The organism is Mediterraneibacter catenae (assembly GCF_008691045.1).
Taxonomy (GTDB): domain Bacteria; phylum Bacillota; class Clostridia; order Lachnospirales; family Lachnospiraceae; genus Mediterraneibacter; species Mediterraneibacter ornithocaccae.
Map to the genome: position 1 here is coordinate 274,638 of NZ_VMSO01000001.1, position 19,911 is coordinate 294,548.

Genomic DNA, 19,911 nt, shown 5'->3' on the forward strand with positions numbered 1-19,911 from the left:
TTACCGAAAAAGGAGTATAAACATATGCATGACATCTGGAATCCATGGCACGGCTGCAGGAAGTGCTCGGAGGGATGCGAAAACTGTTATATGTATTTTCTTGACCGGATGCGGGAGCAGGACGGGAGCCGGATCTACCGGACTAAGAACGGCTTCCGCTATCCGTTGTCCAAGGACCGGCAGGGAAAGTACAAAGTAAAGAGTGGAGAGATGATCCGGGTCTGTATGACTTCGGATTTTTTCCTTGAAGAGGCGGATGAATGGCGGGATGAGGCGTGGTCTGTCATGCGTGAGAGGAAGGATGTGAAGTTTTTTCTTCTGACGAAGCGGCCTGAGCGCGTCTCTTTCTGTCTTCCCTACGACTGGGGAAATGGATGGGACAATGTCTTCTTCAATGTAACCTGCGAGAACCAGAGGCGGGCGGATGAGAGGATACCGATCCTGTTTGAGCTGCCCTTTAAGCACAAAGGAATTATGACCGCTCCGCTGATCGGTCCGGTGGATATTGAAAAATATCTGCCGGCAGGGCAGATCGAACAGGTGATATGCGGCGGGGAGAACTATGACGGTTCCCGTCTCTGCCGCTATGAGTGGGTAAAGCTCTTAAGTGATCAGTGCAGAAAATATGACGTTACATTCAACTTTATCGAGACGGGCACCTGTTTTGCGGTGGGTGAAAAAGTATACCGCATTCCGGATAAGAGGACGCAGGCTCAACAGGCATTCCGGTCGGGGTTGAATTATAAGGGGAAAGAGATCCATTTCCATCTGACAGATGAATGGGGGTATGACATCCCGGAGGAAGAGCTCTATGTTCCCCATTATCATCCGGTCACATGTGTGGAATGTTCCAACCGTCTGACGTGCAACGGATGCTCAGACTGTGGAAAGTGTTCCTAGTGCAGCGATTACAGTTATATAAGTTATTACGAGGGAAGGATAGCTATGCAGTCAAGATCAAAAATGTTAAAAAAAGCTTTTACCACGGCATTCCCCTATACGATATCGATATTTGCCGGATTCTGGTTCCTGGGTATTACATATGGGATATACATGAATGTGTCAGGATTCAGCTTCTGGTATCCGATGCTCATGAGTGTGACGATATTTGCCGGCTCGATTGAATTCGTGACCGTCAATATGCTCCTTGGAGCATTTAATCCGCTGCAGGCCTTTGCTATGACACTGATGATCAATGCGAGGCATCTGTTCTACGGGATTTCCATGCTGGACAAGTTCCGGGGAGTCGGCAGGAAGAAGTTTTATCTTATATTCGGGATGTGTGATGAGACGTTCTCAATTAACTATACAGCAGACATTCCGGAAGATGTGGACAGGGGATGGTTTATGTTTTTCGTCACTCTTCTGAATCATTTTTACTGGTTCTCCGGCGCGACACTGGGCGGTATCTTCGGGTCTCTGATCAATTTTAATACAGAAGGTCTTGAATTTGTCATGACAGCTATGTTCGTGGTAATCTTTCTTGAACAGTGGCTTAAGGAAAAAGATCACACGAGTTCTCTCATCGGACTGGGGATCTCGATTCTCTGCCTTATCGCATTCGGAGCGGATAACTTTATCATCCCGGCAATGCTTGCAATCCTCGGCGTGCTGACGCTGATGCGGCATCCGCTTGAAAGAAAAGATGGTGTGGAAAGCAAAGCCGGAGTAAATGAAGTGGAAGACAGTCAGTCAGAAAAGAAGAATGTTGAGCTGAGCAGTCTTGGGGAAGGAGGAGATGTACAATGACGCTGACACAACAGATCATCACAGTTGCAATGGTAGTCCTCGGCACGGCGGTCACCCGCTTCCTGCCCTTTCTTTTATTCCCGGCAGGCAGGACGACGCCGAAGTATGTACAGTATCTGGGCAGAGTGCTGCCTGCGGCAGTATTCGGCCTGCTCGTCGTTTACAGTCTGAAAGACGTGAGCATCCTCACCGGAAGCCACGGCATACCGGAGCTGATCTCGATCGTTCTGGTTATTGTGCTCCATGTGTGGAAACGGCAGATGCTTCTGTCTATTGCCGGAGGGACAGTGTGCTACATGCTGTTAGTGCAGCTCGTTTTCTGAAGATGTGAATTGTGAGCGCAGCACGGAACATTCCGGAGCTATCACAGCAGAGATTTTGACCGGTATAATTTTAATCATTTAGAAACAAAACAAAAACATTTTGGAAATAATGAACAGCTATTGTGAAATCAGATGTGCATTTTGGTGCGGAACTTCATTCGAGGAGGAAGACTATGCGCGGATTTCACATTCCGATATGGCGGAAGATGACTGCTAAAATAAAAAAAGTAAAAATGCCTGACCTGAGCCTGCAGGTAAAGATAATGCTGTACATTGCCGCCCTCGCCTGTGCCGTGCTGTCAATAGTCAGTATCACATGCGGGGGCATTTTCCCGCCGGCAGCAGAGTATGCGGTATATACTGCAGCCGGAATTACGCTGTTTGTGTCCTGTTTTTATTTGGCGGGGGACCTGGACCTGCTGAAGCAGAAGATCATGGAGCTGGCACGTTCGAATACACTGACCGCACGACTCACGGACGATATAGAATACAGATCGGTTCTGTTTGCTGTGTGCGGAGTCTGTATGAATATAGTGTTTGCCCTGTTCAATGGCATCGCCGGATGGATGAGCCGGTCCGCGTGGTTTGGCACGCTGTCCGCGTATTATCTGATCCTCGGGATGATGCGCGCCTATTGGATATTTCACAGTCAGGACAAAGTGAGAAACCGGGAAAATCAAAGGAGCAGCCGTGCCCCGGAGAGGAATATATGGCGCTGTTACGGCGTCCTGTTCCTCTTTCTGGCAGTCGTCCTCTGCGGGGCGGGAAGCCTTTATGTAAATCCGGAACATACCGCATGCGTGGCAGACGGTCCGGATTTCCCGGATGTATTTAAGCCTGTAGCATCAGCTCAGGCAAAAGCCGCCGGCATGTCAGCAGCGACCCTCTATGTCTATTATGATAATAAGGAGGATATGTTTCGCAAGGTTTACATGGATGTGAAAAAGCACATGACAGAGAAATGCAGCAGGGATATTGATCCGGAGGGCAGCGTAGAAGAGGCGGTCAGAAAACTCTGCGGAAACCTGCTTGACTATATGCAGGAATACACGGATGAATTTTTATTCATAGAACAGGCGTGTAATTCTCCTATGACAACGGATGAAATGCTGGAGACGCTTGAACAATATAACAAAGACACGGTAAGGATTTTTCAGAGAGGGATAGAGGAAGGAATCTTGAAACCGGCCTCACCCGCTCTTCTTATCAGCTTTTGTTACTATCCGATCCAGCAGATTTTCAAAGAATGGCGGAAAGACAGATCCATGCTTCCCGATGTGGATTTTGATATGGTCTTTCAGATGTGCTGGGATGCAGTCAAACGATAAAAGAGGCACCTGCCTGGTGCTTCCTTTTTTACAATATAAATTAAATGAATATTCGATTAAAAAGTGGCGTGGTGGAAAAGAAGTAATCCGTATTCGGAAAGGGAAAGGAGTAATAAGAAATGAGATACACAGAATTCAAAAACGGCATAAAGCTTTCTAAGCTGGGATTAGGCGCCATGCGCCTTCCACAGACCGAACCCGGTTTCGGAAAACCTGTCGACGAGGTAAAAGCACGGGAACTTATTGATTATTGCATGGCGCACGGTGTGAATTACTATGACACTGCTTATATTTATCATGGGGGAAGATCAGATATTTCGGATTTTCATTTCACGGAACGCCAGGCTGCCTGAGAAGACTTCTGGAAAAAAACGAATGGGATTTTGTACAGATACAGCTGAATTATTATGACTGGTATCAGGGGACTGCAAGACAGCAGTATGAAATATTAAGAGAACATGATATTCCTGTTATGGTAATGGAACCCGTTCATGGAGGCATGTTAGCCGTTCTTCCGGAAGACTGCAGACAGCTTCTGCAGGACAAGAATATCTCACCGGCCGGGTGGGCGCTTCGATTTGTAATGAATCTCCCAGGCGTATCGGTTACTCTCAGCGGTATGTCTGAGACGGGGCAGGCGGAAGAAAATACAGCAGCGGCAGATTCAGAGCATAGTCTGACCCGGAAAGAACTTTCACGGCTGGAGAGGATCAGCGAGATACTTCACAAAAAAATAGCGGTTCCCTGTACCGGATGCCGCTACTGCTGTGACAACTGTCCTCAAGGCCTGGATATTCCTTTTTTGCTGTCGGCATATAATGATTATCGTGATGAAGCTGCTGCATTAGGCGATAAAAATCTGGCAGTCTGGCGGCTGTTCCGCCTAAAAGCGTTAGCAAAAGAAAAACAGCCCTCTGCCTGTATCGGGTGCGGCAGTTGTACGGAACATTGTCCGCAGGGGCTTGATATCCCTTCCTATATGCGGGAAATGTCAGCGGTATGATGGAGTTATGCGGATGAGGAGACAAAAGAGGAAAAAAGCTAAAAGAGCGATGTGCAGTCTGGTAAAAACTCAAACTGCGCATCGCTTCCGGGGAATGCAGCCACAGCCTTTTTGGGACGCATTTGACTGTTCAATACCTATACGAGCGACATAAACCACTCGACAGTCGCCGGGTCGTAGTGGGAGAAGAACAGGCTGTTTCCTGTATCCAGAGCTTCAATCTCTTTCATCTCCTCATCGGTCAGGGAGAAGTCAAAGATATTAAAGTTTTCTTCCATACGGTTCTTGTGTGTGGATTTCGGGATCAGCACTACATCACTCTGAAGAAGGAAACGGAGTGCTGTCTGAGCTACAGATTTGCCGTATTTTTCACCAATTTTTTTCAGCACCGGATTGTTGAAATAATCGTTCTTGCCTTCTGCAAAAGGTCCCCATGACATAATCTGGGTTCCGTTCTTTTTCATGTATTCTTTTGCGGTCTTCTGCTGCTGGAATACATGGGTCTCAACCTGATTTACAGCCGGTTTGATCCTGGAGAAATGGAAGATATCCAGATACCGGTCCGGATAGAAGTTGGAAACACCGATGGCGCGTACCTTGCCCTCATCGTAAGCCTCTTCCATTGCGCGGTAAGTTCCGTAGTAATCGCCGAAAGGCTGATGGATCAGGAGCAGATCGATATAGTCTGTCTGCAGCTTCTTCAGAGATTCTTCAATAGAAGCTTTCGCCTTTTCATATCCCGCGTTTGTGATCCATACTTTTGTCGTGATGAAAAATTCTTCTCTCGGTAGTCCGCATTTTTTCAGGGCGTTTCCGACTCCTTCTTCGTTGCCGTACGCCTGGGCAGTATCAATGCTTCTGTAGCCTGTCTCAATTGCTTCCAGCACGCAGCGTTCTGTCTCTTCCGGCGGTGTCTGATATACTCCGTATCCTAATTTCGGCATTTTGACGCCATTGTTTAATGTAACATAATCCATGATAAATACCTCCTGTCTGTCTGTTTTCATTTATAAGTTTACAGCTGGAGCAAAAAAAAGTACAATAAAAATACAGGAATCCAGATTCCTGAAAATGAATAGTGAAAGGAAAGAGGAAAATGTTGAATCTGCTGGAGCTGGAGCAGCTTTCCGCATTTGCAGAATACGGAACACTATCGAAAGCTGCTGAAAAACTGAATATTTCACAGCCTACGATCACAAGGACGATGCAGCGTCTTGAGGAGGAGTTTGGGGTACCGTTATTCGAACGAAGCAAGAATCACATTGCGCTGAATGAAACAGGAGAGCAGGCTGTCAGTTATGCCGTACAACTTCTGAAAGATGCGAAAGAGGCAGTGGATGCTGTCCGGGCGTTCGACCGGAGCCGGCATACGATCACGGTCAGTTCCTGCGCGCCTGCACCACTGTGGAGGCTGCTCCCGGCACTGTCGGATGCATTTCCGGATATGACACTGTCATCCTCTATTAAGAATAACGCATCGGTACTGGAAGATGTGAAATCCGGTCACTGCCTTCTGGCGGTACTGCCGGGGATACCGGAAGAGGGGAAGATTCCGGAAACATATTGCTGCCGGCCCTTTATGAAAGAAAATCTGGCGGTGTGTGTGCCTCCCGACCATGTGCTTGCATGGTATAAAGAGGTGTCTTTTGAAGTGCTAAACGGATATAATTTCCTGCTGGGCACAAGGCTCGGGTTCTGGGATGACATGTGCCGGGAGAAAATGCCGGCTTCAAGGTTTCTGGTACAGACGGATCAGTTTACAATGGAGGAACTGATCAGGGAATCTTCCCTGCCCTGCTTTGTGACGGACGTTGCTGAATATGACGAAGAAATTTACGGAGACAGAATTGTCATACCTGTCTCAGACCAGGCGGCGAAGATAACATTTCACATAGTATATAACGGGACAGATAAAAAATATGCCCCGGCGTTTGCACAGCTTTTTAACTTCTGACCATGGCAGACACCGCTTTTAATATTCCGGAAACGAAACGGAAACGCTTTGTCAATAAAACGGGGTTATCTTTATATCGTCAAACGGAAATAAAGATCATATAAAGAAAGAAGGAGCAAAGCAAATGGCAAAATCAAAGCTTGTAAAAGCAAATCAGAAAATCGCCGATTCAGCGGCCGGCGGTTACAAGAAAATTGAGAGAGGTGTAGTCGGCGGATATAAAAAGATTGAAAATGGCGAAGGCGGGGGGATTGAAATAATACGGATAGGGACAGGGCAAAACGCAATTGGGGACGTAGTAAAACCGCATTTTACTACGTCCCCAATATTTAACATTGCTCAGCTATCGTATACAGCAGTTTCTCCGTATCCTCCCAGCCAAGGCACGGGTCGGTGATGGATTTCCCGTATACATGGTCGGTTCCGATCTGCTGGCATCCTTCTACGAGGTAGCTCTCGATCATAACGCCTTTGACAAGTTTCCGGATATCCTCATCAATCCGGCGGCTGTGCAGGATTTCTTTCACGATGCGGATCTGCTGTTTATATTTCTTGCCGGAGTTGGAATGGTTGGCGTCGATGAGAACAGCCGGGTTTTCCAGATCCCTCTCCTCGTATTTTTCAAGAAGAAGCTGGATATCTTCATAATGGTAGTTGGGGATCGTATTTCCGTGTTTGTTTACGGCCCCTCTGAGGATCGTGTGGGTGAGCGGATTCCCTTCTGTCCGAACTTCCCAGCCTCTGGAGATAAAATCATGTCCTCCCTGTGCCGCAACGACAGAGTTGAGCATGACGGAGAAGTCTCCGCTGGTGGGGTTCTTCATGCCGACAGGGATATCCAGTCCGCTGACCATAAGGCGGTGCTCCTGATTCTCTACGGAGCGGGCTCCGATGGCTACATAGGAGAGAATATCGGAGAGATAGTGCCAGTTGTCCGGGTAGAGCATCTCATCAGCGGCAGTAAGTCCGGTTTCTGAGATGGAACGGATATGCATATGGCGGATCGCAAGGATTCCTGCAAGGATATCCGGCTTTGCCTCAGGGTCCGGCTGATGGAGCATCCCCTTGTATCCCTCGCCCGTAGTACGGGGCTTATTTGTATAGATCCGGGGCACAAGCACAAGGCGGTCTGCCACCTTTTCCTGTACCTTTGCCAGACGGTTTGTATATTCGCATACGGAGTCTTCATTGTCGGCCGAGCAGGGTCCTACGATCACGAGAAACTTGTCGGATTCGCCTGTGATCACGTCGCGTATAAGCCTGTCGTGCCCGGCTTTTATTTTTTTCATTTCTGCGGACAAGGGCTCCAGCGCTTTGACCTCGTCCGGAGAAGGCAGTTGTCTGATAAATGTAAAACTCATTGTATTTTCCCTCTGTAATTTTTATTTTAGTTCATTGGCGGATCGGCTGATTCCGCCGGACGTAACAGTTCAGTCCGCGCCATTCGTAAAACCGCACTTCGTGCTTATTGCGGCTGACACCGTTGTTTTACTCATTGACAGACGCTCAACTCATCTGAATGCCAGTCGATGGATTCTTATGCGAACATAAATCCGTCGACTGGCATCAGATGGCTGAACCGTTACCAACGGACAAATTATAATACAGAGAAGGGAAATTGTCGATACTTCCGCATAAAAAGTCTTGACAGATGAGAAAAAAACGTTTATATTAACACCCATAGCAAGGGCGCTTGATCATTTGGTCAAGTGTCCTTTTTACATATATATGAATAAAGGACCGTCCTCAGGCGGTCAGGAGACAAAGGCGTTTCTTCTGCTGTATGGTGCAGTGCATAGGAACGTCTTTTTTGTTTATAGGAAACTCCGTTCCGCGGACAGCAGGCCGGGCGGGGATTTGATTTATGTCAGGAGGAAACACAGCATGAAAGAACTGGTAGAACACACAGAAGGGATCAACCGGCTGATGGCGCGGTACGGCGTCAAATTCGGGATTTATAAGGGCGGTGAATTCCACGAGCAGCTCTTTCCGTTCGACGCGATCCCGAGGGTCATCACCCATGATGATTTTCAGCAGCTTGAAAAAGGCCTGATCCAGCGGGTAGACGCGCTGAATCTGTTCCTTAATGATATATACAGTGAGAAGAAAATCATAAAAGACGGCGTTATACCGGAAGAATTTGTATTTATTTCCTCCGGTTATCTGCCGCAGTGTGAGGGCATCACGCCACCGAAAAACATATACAGCCACATATCAGGTATCGATCTGGTGCTTGGAAAAGACGGAGAATGGTACATACTGGAGGACAACTTACGGATTCCTTCCGGCGCATCCTATCCCATGATCGCCAGAGAGATATGCAGAAGAGTATCGCCTGCTACATTCAGCAACAACTCTGTTGTAGATAACAGGAACTATGCAGCAATGCTGCGGCAGACCATGGACTGGGTGAATACCGGCGGGATTCCGGTCATCATGACGCCGGGGCGCTACAATGCGGCATACTTTGAGCACTCCTATCTGGCGGAGAGAACGGGCAGCGAGCTTGCCACCTGCACGGATCTGTTTGTGGAAGACAATTACCTGTATTACAGGGATTACCGGGAGAAGAAACAGAAAGTGGGAGTGATCTACCGGAGGATCTCGGACGAATATCTGGACCCCATGACATTTAATCCGGAATCGCTGATCGGCATCCCGAACATTATGGACGTGTACCGCAGCGGAAATGTGGCTATTGTGAATGCTCCGGGAAACGGAGTGGCTGACGATAAGGGCATCTATTATTTCGTTCCCAAAATGATCCGATATTATCTGGATCAGGAGCCGATCCTCAAAAATGCCCCGACTTATCTGCCGTTCTACGATGAGGACAGAAAATATGTGCTCGACAATCTGGAAAAGCTGGTTGTCAAGGATGTGGCGGAAGCCGGGGGATACGGCGTGATCTTCGGAAATGAGCTGAGCAGCGAGAAGCTCTCGGAGATGAAGAAACTGATCGAGAAAGAATCCAGACGTTTCATTGCCCAGGAAGTCGTGGATTTTCAAGATATGGAAGTCATGGAAGGAGAGGACAGAGTGCTCAGGAAAGCAGATCTCCGGGCGTTTGTCCTGTCAGGTGAAACGACAAAGGTATGGCCCAGCGGCCTTACCAGATTTTCGAGGAATGCGGATTCATTTGTGGTGAATTCATCACAGGGAGGAGGATTTAAAGACACATGGGTATTATCTCAATGGAAAAAGTAGATCATCTGTACTGGCTCGGACGCTATACAGAGAGAGTTTATACAACGCTGCGGGTGTTCTTTCATATCTATGACAAAATGATCGAACAGCCGGAAGGAATTTATGCGAAATACTGCGAAAGACTGAATATCCCGAATATCTATACATCCAACCGGCAGTTCGTCATGTCATATCTTTTCAATGAAGACAATCCGGATTCTCTGCGCTCCAATATGGAACGTGCCTATGATAATGCAGTGGTACTCAGAGATGAGCTGAGCACCACGGTACTTTCCTATGTACACCTTGCAGTGGGGGCTTTTGAGGGATGCAGGAAAACGACGGCCCCGCTTCTCGAACTGCAGCAGGTGATCGATGATCTGCTCGCTTTCTGGGGAGGAGCAGACGATTACGTGGAACAGGAGGACTGCCGCAATATCCTCAAATGCGGGAAATATGTAGAGCGGCTTGACCTCTGCATGCGGCTTGATTATCATACGGAAAATCTGGAAAAAGAGTACAGAAAACTGTGTAACAGGCTTGGAAAAACAAATCTGGTTTACCATGAGGCAAGTCTGAACCGTCTGGAAGAGATCATACTGCGGGAGGAGCATCCGGAGCAGTACTACAGGGAAGCGCTGGGGTGCCTGGGTGCTCTGCTGGCATAGGTGGCCGATTTACAGCTGGCCAATTTAGAGGCTTGATTATGAGAAAATTAAAATTTGAGTATAGTATGGAACTGAAATTTTCATCTCCGGTGAGCAGACATTATTTTGCACTGCGCTGCGTCCCCGGGGATTCTTTGCGGCAGAAGATCACGCTGACCGAATGCCGTGTGAGTCCTGCCGATTACACAAGTGCGGATAAAGACGGATTCGGGAACCTGAAGATCAGCGGAGGCTGCCGGAGATTACATGATATGTTCAGCTATTATGTCGCGGGCACAGCCGTTGTGCAGGGAATGATCGTGCAGAAATGTCCTCTTCATCCCATGTACCGGTATCCGTCTAAGTATACTGAACCCGGACCGGAGATTACTTCATTTGCAGAGAAAGTGTCACAGAAGTGCAAAAGACAGGGAGCAGAGACGGCTATGGACAGGGCAGTGTGCGCCATGCATGATCTGTATATCCGTTTTCAATATATCCCTGGTGTGACGGATATAGGAACGACTGCAGAGCAGGCGCTCATGCAGGGAAAGGGCGTATGTCAGGACTATGCCCATATCATGATCGCAGTGATGCGCAGGATGGGAATCCCGGCACGGTATGTAAACGGTCTGATGATCGGGGAGGGAGCCACCCATGCGTGGGTGGAAATTTATACGGACGGCGGCTGGTACGGTCTGGACCCGACAAATGACCTGTATATCGATGATTACTATATCAAGCTCGCTCACGGGCGGGATTACGCGGACTGCGTGGTAGACAAAGGAATCTTTCTGGGAAATGCATCTCAGGAACAGAAAATATATGTGAATGTGGAGGAAATCAGTGATGGTAGAGACAGTAGTGTCAATGGAACTGCCGGTGGACGAGAAGCTGACGATCCGGAAAAACCGGATCATGCCGGCACATCCTACAGGGGATGAAAAGAGGATCGCGATCGTGACGGGGACTCACGGAGATGAGCTGGAAGGCCAGTTCGTGTGTTATGAGCTGCTCAGAAGGCTGAAGGCGGAGCCGGGATATCTGAAAGGAATTGTGGACGTCTATCCGGCGCTTAATCCTCTGGGGATCGATTCGATCACGAGAGGAATTCCCATGTTTGATCTGGATATGAACCGGATTTTCCCGGGCAATGAGGAAGGCCCTATGATGGAGTCTGTCGTGTACGGGCTCATGGAAGACCTGAAAGGCGCAGATCTGTGCGTGGATATCCATGCCAGCAATATTTTTCTGATGGAGCTGCCTCAGGTGCGGATCAATGAGCTCACGGCGGAAACCCTTGTCCCTCTTGCAAAGAAGATCAATGTAGATTTTGTGTGGGTCCATGCGTCGGCCACAGTTCTTGAGTCCACTCTTGCTTACAGTCTGAACAGTATCGGAACCCCCACACTGGTCGTTGAGATGGGTGTAGGTATGCGGATCACGAAAGAATACGGATATCAGCTCGTGGAAGGAATCCTGAATGTGATGAAGGAACTGGGTGTCTGGGAAGGCGATGTGGGAGAAGTACGGACTCCCATCGTATCTACGGACCGGGAGGTGGGATACCTGAACGCGGACGGTGCAGGGATCTATGTGCCCCATGTAAAGATCGGCGAACAGGTAGAAGAGGGAACGCTTCTTGGCGAGATCTTAAATCCTCTGACCGGGGATGTGGAGCAGTCGGTGACAGCGCCGATCTCAGGACTGGTATTTACGAGAAGAGAGTATCCGGTCGTTTACAGCGGTTCACTGCTGGGACGGATACTTGGCAGCAGCGACAAAGAAAAGGAGGCGGATGATAATGCGGAAGACGGAAATATATAAGCTGGGATCACCGTACCGGGAGGATCTCACGATCAGCGGCTATACCTTCGGACATGGGCGTAAATCAGCGTGTATCGTGGGAAGCATCCGGGGAAATGAAATACAGCAGCTCTACGTCTGCTCCCAGATCGTAAGGAAGCTGGAAGAGCTTGAGGCGTCTCACGCCATCGCCTCCGGTAAGGAGATCCTTGTGGTGCCTTCTGTCAACCATCACGCCATGAACATCGGCAAGAGATTCTGGCCGGTGGACAATACGGATATCAACCGTATGTTCCCGGGATACGATCAGGGAGAGACGACGCAGAGGATTGCGGACGGTGTGTTCCGGACGGTAAAAGATTATGACTACGGCATACAGTTTGCAAGCTTTTACATGCCGGGAGACTTTATCCCACACGTCCGTATGATGGACACGGGCAGGCAGAATACTAGCCTTGCCGGGCTGTTCGGACTTCCCTATGTAGTGGTGAGAAAGCCAAAGCCTATAGATACGACCACACTGAACTATAACTGGCAGATCTGGGATACCAGCGCATTCTCCCTGTATACGATGGAGACGGACTTTATCGACGAAGTGTCTGCTCAGCAGGCGGTATCCGCAGTGCTGCGTTTCCTGACCAGAATGGGTATTCTGAAATACAACAGCCATAACGGATACATCTCTACGGTGATCGGCGAGGAAGAACTGGCATCCGTGCGGACAGCTTCAGGCGGCATATACAGAAGACTGTGCCATCCCGGAGACGAAGTGCGGATGGGGACACCCCTTGCCGAGATCGTCCATCCTTATGAGGGAAATGTAATCTCTACAGTGCTTTCCCCGACAGAAGGAATTGTATTTTTCACACATAAAAAACCCCTTGTGACGGAGAATGAAGTAATCTGCAAGATCATACGCAGGCTGCATGCATAACGAAAAAAGTGGGGCTGTCGGGAAATAGATAGTCCCTTTTTCGGTCAAGGTGATGATCCATATTGCATGTCCCCGGGAAGATTTGAGAAATTCAGTTCTTCTTTTGTCGGAGTAAACAGGATTTCAATTCGGTTCATGATTTCCAGATAACAGGCTTCTTTACTCATTTTTGTTTTCTCCGTTTCCTTCCTTAATACTGTATTGAAAATACAGAAGAACTGTGTCTGCGATATGATGCTTTTATGAAATTCAAGGGAAATTGATGTGAATTCACGCTATATTTCCGAAGGATAGAATGCATTCCAGAAAATGCGTGACAGTTTTGAAAAAAAAATATATAATTATTTTTATTAAAGTAATAATAAAAGTGAGGGATAACAAATGAGACAGAATGCTGCCAGAGGACTGGAACCGAAACGCAGTAATAAGATCCGGACAGCAAAATTCATCTCAGCCAGGGGAATCACGTCCAAGACAGAGATTTCCGTAAGCCTGAAGTTGAGTATGCCTACTACGCTGCAGAACGTAAAAGCGCTGGTGGAGGAAGGGATCGTTGAGGAGACAGGAGAATACGAATCCACCGGAGGACGAAAAGCAAAAGCGCTGTCAATTTGCGGCGATGCAGGATATGCCGTCGGGGTTGATATTACGAATAATCATATTACCATGGTGATAGTAAATGCAAAGAAAGAGATAATGGCTTCTGAGCGAGTCAGATGTGTCTATGAGAACTGTACACAGTATTATGATTTTTTGGTGCGCGCAGTATCTGACTTTATAGAGAAACAAGGTGTGGAATTGACAAAGATTGCCGGAATCGGCTTCTCACTGCCCGGTATTGTTGATAAGGAGCAGAGCCTGCTCCTGCGTTCCCACACACTAAAAGTACAGAATGTAAGCTTCCGGTCTGTCGGCAATGCTCTTGGGTATCCCTGTGACATTGAGAATGATGCCAACAGCGCAGCCTATGCCGAGCTGGGAACAGCGGCAGTATCCGGCGATGCAGCAGAAGATGAAGAAACGAATGCAGTATATCTCTCTTTAAGCAATACGGTAGGTGGCTCGATCTGTTTCGGCGGACAGCTGTATTCTGGAGATAATTTTAAGAGCGGCGAATTCGGCCATATGGTGATCGAAAAGAACGGCAGGCAGTGTTACTGCGGAAAGCGGGGGTGTATGGACGCCTACTGTTCAGCGCTGGTCCTTCAGGAAAATACAGACAGAAGTCTGGAATGCTTTTTCGACGGGGTGAGAAAAAAGGAACCGGAAATCCTGAAAGTATGGGACAGATATCTGGATGATCTGGCGACAGCAGTGACAAACCTTCGGATGATATTCGACTGCCGGATCGTACTGGGCGGATATGTGGGAGGTTATCTGGAAGAGTTTATGCATGAGCTGTCCAGAAAAGTGATGCAGTATAATAATTTCGACGTGGACACGTCCTATCTCCGGACAGGAAAGTATAAGTTGAATGCCGCGGCGTATGGAGCGGCGTTAAAATTTATAGAAAGCATATTTGACAATATATAATACAGAGTGAACGGAAGCGCCCCGGGAGGCGGGACGTCATCTCTCTAAATAGAAGACAGGAACTTCAGCAGTAAAGCAGCTGGGGTTCTTTTTTTGTGTGCTTTTCACAAAAAGAGAACACCATAATTGTGCACTTGAGAGAAACCGCAAAATCTAATTGACAAACAGGGATAATAAGATAATAATATAATTACTTTAATAAAACAATTAATAAAAGTCAAAACAAAAGGAGAAAAAGAAATGGAAGGAAAAATGAAAACAGCGGTTATGCTCGGAATCGGGGAAATGGGATTTGAGGAGCGCGATATTCCTCAGGTAAAGGACGACGAGGTGCTTGTAAAGCTGGAATATGTGGGAATCTGCGGAAGCGACCTGCATTATTATGAGACCGGTGCGATCGGGGACTATGTAGTCGAACCGCCTTTCGTGCTCGGCCATGAGCCGGGAGGCACTGTTGTGGAAGTAGGAAAGAATGTTACTCATCTGAAAGCAGGAGATCGTGTGGCACTGGAACCCGGAAAGACATGTGGACACTGCGAATTCTGTAAGACAGGAAGATACAACCTCTGTCCCGACGTGGTGTTCTTTGCAACTCCTCCGGTAGACGGCGTGTTTCAGGAGTATGTGGCGCATGAGGCAGATCTCTGCTTCAAACTTCCGGACAATGTGAGCACACTGGAGGGCGCCCTGATCGAACCGCTGGCTGTCGGATTCCATGCAGCAATTCAGGGAGATGCACACCTCGGACAGAAGGCGGTGGTGATGGGAGCCGGCTGTATCGGACTTGTGTCCATGATGGCATTGAAGGCAAGAGGCGTATCTGAAGTATATGTCGTGGACATCATGGAAAAGCGCCTTCAGAAAGCCCTTGAGCTTGGAGCAGACGGGGTGATCAACGGCGCAGAGGAAAATGTGGAGGAGAAGATCCGTCAGATCACAGACGGAAGAGGCGTGGATCTTGTGATCGAGACAGCGGGTACAGAGGTTACCACCCGGCAGGCCATCAGTATTGCGAAGAAAGGCTCCAATATCGTCCTTGTGGGATACAGCAAATCCGGAGAAATGACACTTCCAACGAGTCTTGTGCTTGACAAGGAGCTGACGTTCAAGACAGTATTCCGCTACCGTCATATTTATCCTATGGCGATCGAAGCGGTATCACAGGGAAAAGTGAACCTGAAAGGGATCGTGACAGATATTTTTGATCTTGACGACGCACAGAAAGCGATGGACTACAGTGTGAACAACAAGGCTGATATTGTAAAAGCAGTCATCCGTATCTGCAAAGACGGAGAAAAGGCCGGAGAATAAGACAAATCTGAAACAGGAAGGAGAGTCGGAAGAGCATGGAAAAGGGAGCGACAAATGTAAAGGTGCCGCTGATCAGCAAGATCGCATACGGCATGGGAGATGTGGGCTGTAATTTCAGCTGGATGTTTGTAGGAAATTTCCTGATGATATTTTACACGGATGTATTCGGGATCAGTATGGGAGCAGTGGCGGCACTGATGCTGTTCTCCAGATTCTGGGATGCCATCAATGACCCGGTGATCGGGGCCCTGAGCGACAAAACGCATACGCGGTGGGGAAGATATCGTCCGTGGCTTCTCATCGCGGCGCCTCTGACTGCTCTGGTGCTGATCCTTACATTCTGGGCTCATCCGGACTGGTCGGACACTTCAAAGATCATTTATATGGCTGTTACATACTGTATTCTCGTACTGGGATATACGTGTGTTAACATTCCCTACGGAACCCTCTGCGGAGCTATGACGCAAAATATTGAAGAGCGTGCGAAGATCAATACATTCCGTTCCGTGAGCGCCATGATTGCTATCGGAGTGATCAATATTATCACAGTTCCGCTCATTTCAGCACTGGGCGGAGGCAGCGATCAGAGAGGATATCTTCTCATTGCGGTGATCTATGGATGCATTTTTGCAGCTTGTCACATCTTCTGTTTTTCAAAGACAAAGGAAGTAGTGGAAGTGCCCGCAAAGCAGAAACTGTCTCTGAAGACACAGCTTGCCGCGGCGGCAAAGAACAAACCGTATATGATCGCTGTTGCAGGGCAGCTTTTGTTCGGACTGACACTCTACGGCAGAAATGCGGACGCGTTATATTATTTTACATATGTTGAAGGAGATGCGGCTCTGTTCAGTACCTACTCCCTGTTTATCATCATTCCATCGATTATTGGGGCGGCCTGCTTCCCGGTGATGTTTCGTCTGACAGGGAATAAAGGAAGGGCAGCGTCTATATTCGCACTGCTTACCGGGATCAGTATGTTTGCAATGTATTTCTTTACGGCAACAGATACACCGGTTACATTTTACCTGTTCTCTGCACTGGCACAGTTTTTTTTCTCCGGTTTCAATACTGCGATCTATGCGGTCATACCGGACTGTGTGGAATACGGAGAGTGGAAGACAGGCCTCCGGAATGACGGTTTCCAGTATGCATTCATTTCACTGGGCAATAAAGTGGGTATGGCGATCGGAACCTCTCTTCTTGCGGCAGTACTTGAAATGTGCGGCTATGTGGCGAATCAGCAGCAGAACTCTGCGGTACTCAGTGTGATCCGCCATTCATTTACCACAGTTCCGGGCATCCTGTGGGTTGTAACGGCTGTTGTACTTCTGTTCTACCGTCTGAACAAAACAACTTATAATAAGATCATAGCAGAATTACAGAGTAGAAAATGACAGTTCAGATATGCTGTATAACAAACCGAAAACGGGTAAAACGGTTGACAATTATCAAAAACGGATATATTATAGAGCATAAGGAAGGAGGTATGCCTTATGCTCTATGAGAACCTGAATCAGCGGAAGAAAGAACTGGGACTGACAACAGAACAGCTCTCCCAGCTGTCGGGAGTGCCGGTGGGAACGATCAATAAGATCTTAAGCGGGGAGACGCGTTCTCCGCGATATGATACGCTTCGTGCTCTTGAGGATGTCTTGTATGGCGCTGCAGGCAGCGGGAACCTGGAACCTGATCCCGGCAGAAGCATCTATGATACAGCTTATGACCGGACAGACAGTTTATGGGCAAAAGCCGGCGATGAGGCATATCGGAATCTGCCGGATGCTGTCAGAGAAGCGGCTGCTCCGTATGTTACGAAAAGACAGGGAGAATATACGGCAGACGATTACAGGAAGCTGCCCGAAGATGTCCGGGCGGAGCTGATCGACGGCGTGCTTATTTTTCTTGAAGCTCCTACATTTACACATCAGGAGATGGTGACAGAAATTTTGCTGGATTTTGGGTTTTATATCCGAAAAAACAAGGGACTCTGCCGTGTGCTCCCGTCGCCTCTGGATGTACAGATTGACTGCGACGACAGAACCATCGTGCAGCCGGATATCGCTCTGATCTGCAAAGAGGAAAGAATCACGCGGAAAGGAATCTATGGGGCGCCGGACTTCTGCATTGAGATCGTCTCGGATTCCAGCCGGAAGAGGGACTACGGGATTAAGGTGCAGAAGTATATGAATGCCGGCGTGCGGGAATACTGGATCGTGGACCGAAAGAGGGAAAAGATCGTATGCTATTGGTTCGAGGGTGAGGATGCTCCGGAAATCTCGATGTATACGTTCCGTGATAAAGTGCCTGTGAGGATTTATGACGGACAGCTTGAGATCGACTTCCCGGGAATCATGCAGCGCTTGTGGAAAGAAGAGTAAAAAGGGGCCGCAAAGCCCCTTTTTAAAATGATATTATCCGAGTATCTCCTTGAGATCCTGCTCCGGTGTTGTGGTCGGGCGGATTCCGTAATTCTTCACAAGAAAATCAAGCACGCCAGGTGACAGAAATGCCGGCAGCGTGGGTCCGAGATAAATATTCCGGATACCCAGGTGCAGGAGTGTCAGCAGGATGCAGACAGCTTTCTGCTCATACCATGAAAGTACAAGTGTCAGTGGCAGGTCGTTGACGCCGCAGTCAAACGCATCCGCCAGAGCAAGAGCGGCCCGGATCGCGCTGTAGGCATCGTTGCACTGTCCCATATCCATGATCCGCGGGAGACCGCCGATGGTACCGAGATCAAGGTCGTTGAACCGGTATTTCCCGCAGGCGAGAGTGAGTACTGCCGTATCGGCCGGTGTCTGCTTTACAAAATCTGTATAATAGCTGCGGCCTTTTCTCGCTCCGTCGCATCCGCCTACAAGGAAGATGTGCTTTAAGGCGCCGCCTTTTACTGCATTTACGATCGTACCTGCGGCGGATAATACGGTATTGCGCGCAAATCCTGTGGTGACAGTTTTTCCGCCGTTGATCCCGGTGAATTCGCGGTCCTCCGGGTAACCGCCCAGTTCCAGCGCTTTTTCGATGACAGGAGTGAAGTCTTTATCTTCTCCAATGTGGATAACTCCCGGATAAGAGACAACTTCTGTTGTAAATACACGGTCCGCATAACTTGCTTTCGGCGGCATCAGACAGTTGGTCGTAAACAGGACCGGAGCAGGAATATCTGCGAATTCTTTCTGCTGATTGTGCCATGCGGTACCCAAATTACCCTTCAGATGCGGGTAGGCTTTCAGTTTCGGATATGCGTGTGCCGGAAGCATCTCGCCGTTGGTATAGATATTGATCCCTTTCCCTTCTGTCTGTTCCAGAAGAAGCTGCAGGTCTTTCAGGTCATGCCCGCTGATCACGATAAACGGTCCTTTTTCAACTGTAAGCGGAACAGTGACAGGCACCGGATCCCCGTAGCTTTCAGTGTTTGCCTGATCCAGAAGCGCCATACATTTCAGATTGATCTCGCCCACTTTCATTACGATGGGAAGAAGCTGCTCCATGTTCAGATCTTCGCCGATGGCGAACATTCCTTCATAGAAGAAGGTATTGACTTCCTCATCAGAATATCCCAGAACCATAGCGTGATACGCATATGCCGCCATTCCTCTGAGACCGAACAGAATCAGGGATTTCAGAGAGCGGATATCCTCGTCGGCATTCCACAGCAGTCCCATATTGTAATCTTCCGTTCTGCCGCACGGCTGCGCGCAGCCTCCACAGCCGGGGATGAGGGAGTTTTTCTCTCTTGTTACATTTTCAATCTGCTGTCTGATCGTCTCTTCGTTAAAGTTTACATTGGTGATCGTTGTGAACAGCCCCTCGATCATTGCCTGGTGAGTGGACGGAGAGGGCGTATTTCCGCTGGCTGCCCGTGCAAGGCCGATCAGGGCGCCTGTAAGTTTATCCTGAAGTCCTGCCACATCTGCGCTCTTTCCGCAGACTCCGGCTTTGCCGGTGCATCCGGTACATCCTGCAGTCTGCTCACACTGAAAACAAAACATATTATCTGACATTTTCATAACCTCCTGTCAGCGCCGGCCGTGTTTTTGTTTATCTACCGGCACTGTGATTGATTTCTGTATTGCATCGCTTGACGATGTATCATGAGTATAGTACGATGTTTAAAACATAACAGTTGTAAATACA

General features: G+C 48.4%; 20 protein-coding genes. 16 read left to right on the plus strand and 4 right to left on the minus strand.

The window, feature by feature from the left end; translation table 11 throughout:
* Window positions 1-24: 24 nt before the first annotated feature.
* The 6 genes from FNY66_RS01220 to FNY66_RS01240 all read left to right on the plus strand — a co-directional run bounded on the left by FNY66_RS01220 (window position 25) and on the right by FNY66_RS01240 (window position 4,403).
* A complete protein-coding gene (locus tag FNY66_RS01220; protein ID WP_150310050.1) occupies window positions 25-900 on the plus strand; it encodes a DUF5131 family protein in 876 nt (291 codons plus the stop codon).
* A gap of 45 nt (window positions 901-945) precedes the next feature.
* The gene (gene azlC, locus FNY66_RS01225) at window positions 946-1,749 is read left to right on the plus strand and encodes an azaleucine resistance protein AzlC (protein ID WP_150310051.1); all 804 of its coding nucleotides are present in this window, start codon (window positions 946-948) and stop codon (window positions 1,747-1,749) included.
* Window positions 1,746-2,072 carry a branched-chain amino acid transporter permease gene (locus FNY66_RS01230; protein ID WP_087150181.1) on the plus strand — a complete coding sequence of 109 codons (327 nt, stop codon included), beginning with the start codon at window positions 1,746-1,748 and terminating at the stop codon, window positions 2,070-2,072. Before azlC ends, FNY66_RS01230 begins: the two co-directional genes overlap by 4 nt.
* A 173-nt stretch (window positions 2,073-2,245) precedes the next feature.
* Window positions 2,246-3,400 carry a TetR/AcrR family transcriptional regulator gene (locus tag FNY66_RS15995; RefSeq protein ID WP_150310052.1) on the plus strand — a complete coding sequence of 385 codons (1,155 nt, stop codon included), beginning with the start codon at window positions 2,246-2,248 and terminating at the stop codon, window positions 3,398-3,400.
* A gap of 119 nt (window positions 3,401-3,519) precedes the next feature.
* The gene (locus FNY66_RS15670; protein WP_229409408.1) at window positions 3,520-3,753 is read left to right on the plus strand and encodes an aldo/keto reductase; all 234 of its coding nucleotides are present in this window, start codon (window positions 3,520-3,522) and stop codon (window positions 3,751-3,753) included.
* An 8-nt stretch (window positions 3,754-3,761) separates the two neighbouring features.
* Entirely contained in the window at window positions 3,762-4,403 is a 642-nt protein-coding gene (locus FNY66_RS01240; protein WP_229409415.1) for an aldo/keto reductase, read from the plus strand.
* 137 nt (window positions 4,404-4,540) lie between these two features.
* Here the strand turns inward: FNY66_RS01240 and FNY66_RS01245 are convergent, their stop codons facing one another.
* Window positions 4,541-5,380 carry an aldo/keto reductase gene (locus FNY66_RS01245; RefSeq protein WP_087150183.1) on the minus strand — a complete coding sequence of 280 codons (840 nt, stop codon included), beginning with the start codon at window positions 5,378-5,380 and terminating at the stop codon, window positions 4,541-4,543.
* Window positions 5,381-5,499: 119 nt separating this feature from the next.
* Here FNY66_RS01245 and FNY66_RS01250 point away from each other — a divergent pair, with 119 nt between their 5' ends.
* Window positions 5,500-6,357: a LysR family transcriptional regulator gene (locus tag FNY66_RS01250; protein ID WP_087150184.1), complete on the plus strand. Its 858-nt coding sequence runs from the start codon at window positions 5,500-5,502 to the stop codon at window positions 6,355-6,357.
* 329 nt (window positions 6,358-6,686) lie between these two features.
* On the opposite strand, the gene FNY66_RS01260 is transcribed toward FNY66_RS01250, so the two are convergent.
* Complete coding sequence (locus FNY66_RS01260; protein ID WP_150310054.1) at window positions 6,687-7,718, minus strand: 3-deoxy-7-phosphoheptulonate synthase; 1,032 nt, start codon at window positions 7,716-7,718, stop codon at window positions 6,687-6,689.
* Window positions 7,719-8,241: 523 nt separating this feature from the next.
* Here FNY66_RS01260 and FNY66_RS01265 point away from each other — a divergent pair.
* The 5 genes from FNY66_RS01265 to FNY66_RS01285 are packed head-to-tail and all read left to right on the plus strand — an operon-like array spanning window position 8,242 to window position 12,930.
* Window positions 8,242-9,564: a circularly permuted type 2 ATP-grasp protein gene (locus FNY66_RS01265; RefSeq protein ID WP_150310055.1), complete on the plus strand. Its 1,323-nt coding sequence runs from the start codon at window positions 8,242-8,244 to the stop codon at window positions 9,562-9,564.
* Window positions 9,537-10,211: an alpha-E domain-containing protein gene (locus FNY66_RS01270; protein WP_150310056.1), complete on the plus strand. Its 675-nt coding sequence runs from the start codon at window positions 9,537-9,539 to the stop codon at window positions 10,209-10,211. Before FNY66_RS01265 ends, FNY66_RS01270 begins: the two co-directional genes overlap by 28 nt.
* A 38-nt stretch (window positions 10,212-10,249) precedes the next feature.
* On the plus strand, window positions 10,250-11,134 hold the full coding sequence (locus FNY66_RS01275; protein WP_150310057.1) for a transglutaminase domain-containing protein: 885 nt from the start codon (window positions 10,250-10,252) through the stop codon (window positions 11,132-11,134).
* Window positions 11,040-12,017 carry a M14 family metallopeptidase gene (locus FNY66_RS01280; protein ID WP_150310058.1) on the plus strand — a complete coding sequence of 326 codons (978 nt, stop codon included), beginning with the start codon at window positions 11,040-11,042 and terminating at the stop codon, window positions 12,015-12,017. The genes FNY66_RS01275 and FNY66_RS01280 overlap by 95 nt, the downstream gene beginning before the upstream one ends.
* Entirely contained in the window at window positions 11,995-12,930 is a 936-nt protein-coding gene (locus FNY66_RS01285; RefSeq protein WP_150310059.1) for a M14 family metallopeptidase, read from the plus strand. The genes FNY66_RS01280 and FNY66_RS01285 overlap by 23 nt, the downstream gene beginning before the upstream one ends.
* A gap of 44 nt (window positions 12,931-12,974) precedes the next feature.
* Here FNY66_RS01285 and FNY66_RS15885 read toward each other — a convergent pair whose 3' ends face one another.
* Entirely contained in the window at window positions 12,975-13,097 is a 123-nt protein-coding gene (locus tag FNY66_RS15885) for a hypothetical protein (RefSeq protein ID WP_267872915.1), read from the minus strand.
* A 214-nt stretch (window positions 13,098-13,311) separates the two neighbouring features.
* Here FNY66_RS15885 and FNY66_RS01290 point away from each other — a divergent pair, with 214 nt between their 5' ends.
* The 4 genes from FNY66_RS01290 (at window position 13,312) to FNY66_RS01305 (ending at window position 18,152) form a co-directional block, all read left to right on the plus strand.
* Window positions 13,312-14,463 carry an ROK family protein gene (locus FNY66_RS01290; protein WP_087150191.1) on the plus strand — a complete coding sequence of 384 codons (1,152 nt, stop codon included), beginning with the start codon at window positions 13,312-13,314 and terminating at the stop codon, window positions 14,461-14,463.
* 240 nt (window positions 14,464-14,703) lie between these two features.
* The gene (locus FNY66_RS01295; RefSeq protein WP_150310060.1) at window positions 14,704-15,774 is read left to right on the plus strand and encodes an NAD(P)-dependent alcohol dehydrogenase; all 1,071 of its coding nucleotides are present in this window, start codon (window positions 14,704-14,706) and stop codon (window positions 15,772-15,774) included.
* Window positions 15,775-15,809: 35 nt separating this feature from the next.
* The gene (locus FNY66_RS01300) at window positions 15,810-17,168 is read left to right on the plus strand and encodes an MFS transporter (RefSeq protein ID WP_150310061.1); all 1,359 of its coding nucleotides are present in this window, start codon (window positions 15,810-15,812) and stop codon (window positions 17,166-17,168) included.
* 99 nt (window positions 17,169-17,267) lie between these two features.
* Window positions 17,268-18,152, plus strand: coding sequence for a Uma2 family endonuclease (locus FNY66_RS01305; RefSeq protein ID WP_229409409.1), 885 nt, complete (start codon window positions 17,268-17,270; stop codon window positions 18,150-18,152).
* 33 nt (window positions 18,153-18,185) lie between these two features.
* Here FNY66_RS01305 and hcp read toward each other — a convergent pair whose 3' ends face one another.
* Window positions 18,186-19,778 carry a hydroxylamine reductase gene (gene hcp, locus FNY66_RS01310; RefSeq protein ID WP_190324742.1) on the minus strand — a complete coding sequence of 531 codons (1,593 nt, stop codon included), beginning with the start codon at window positions 19,776-19,778 and terminating at the stop codon, window positions 18,186-18,188.
* Between the last annotated feature and the right edge of the window lie 133 nt (window positions 19,779-19,911).

Coding starts and splice junctions, on each gene's coding strand:
- FNY66_RS01220 (WP_150310050.1), top strand. CDS start 25: ATGCATGACATCTGGAATCCATGGCACGGCTGCAGGAAGTGCTCGGAG.
- azlC (WP_150310051.1), top strand. CDS start 946: ATGCAGTCAAGATCAAAAATGTTAAAAAAAGCTTTTACCACGGCATTC.
- FNY66_RS01230 (WP_087150181.1), top strand. CDS start 1,746: ATGACGCTGACACAACAGATCATCACAGTTGCAATGGTAGTCCTCGGC.
- FNY66_RS15995 (WP_150310052.1), top strand. CDS start 2,246: ATGCGCGGATTTCACATTCCGATATGGCGGAAGATGACTGCTAAAATA.
- FNY66_RS15670 (WP_229409408.1), top strand. CDS start 3,520: ATGAGATACACAGAATTCAAAAACGGCATAAAGCTTTCTAAGCTGGGA.
- FNY66_RS01245 (WP_087150183.1), bottom strand. CDS start 5,380: ATGGATTATGTTACATTAAACAATGGCGTCAAAATGCCGAAATTAGGA.
- FNY66_RS01250 (WP_087150184.1), top strand. CDS start 5,500: ATGTTGAATCTGCTGGAGCTGGAGCAGCTTTCCGCATTTGCAGAATAC.
- FNY66_RS01260 (WP_150310054.1), bottom strand. CDS start 7,718: ATGAGTTTTACATTTATCAGACAACTGCCTTCTCCGGACGAGGTCAAA.
- FNY66_RS01265 (WP_150310055.1), top strand. CDS start 8,242: ATGAAAGAACTGGTAGAACACACAGAAGGGATCAACCGGCTGATGGCG.
- FNY66_RS01270 (WP_150310056.1), top strand. CDS start 9,537: ATGGGTATTATCTCAATGGAAAAAGTAGATCATCTGTACTGGCTCGGA.
- FNY66_RS01275 (WP_150310057.1), top strand. CDS start 10,250: ATGAGAAAATTAAAATTTGAGTATAGTATGGAACTGAAATTTTCATCT.
- FNY66_RS01280 (WP_150310058.1), top strand. CDS start 11,040: ATGGTAGAGACAGTAGTGTCAATGGAACTGCCGGTGGACGAGAAGCTG.
- FNY66_RS01285 (WP_150310059.1), top strand. CDS start 11,995: ATGCGGAAGACGGAAATATATAAGCTGGGATCACCGTACCGGGAGGAT.
- FNY66_RS15885 (WP_267872915.1), bottom strand. CDS start 13,097: ATGAGTAAAGAAGCCTGTTATCTGGAAATCATGAACCGAATTGAAATC.
- FNY66_RS01290 (WP_087150191.1), top strand. CDS start 13,312: ATGAGACAGAATGCTGCCAGAGGACTGGAACCGAAACGCAGTAATAAG.
- FNY66_RS01295 (WP_150310060.1), top strand. CDS start 14,704: ATGGAAGGAAAAATGAAAACAGCGGTTATGCTCGGAATCGGGGAAATG.
- FNY66_RS01300 (WP_150310061.1), top strand. CDS start 15,810: ATGGAAAAGGGAGCGACAAATGTAAAGGTGCCGCTGATCAGCAAGATC.
- FNY66_RS01305 (WP_229409409.1), top strand. CDS start 17,268: ATGCTCTATGAGAACCTGAATCAGCGGAAGAAAGAACTGGGACTGACA.
- hcp (WP_190324742.1), bottom strand. CDS start 19,778: ATGTCAGATAATATGTTTTGTTTTCAGTGTGAGCAGACTGCAGGATGT.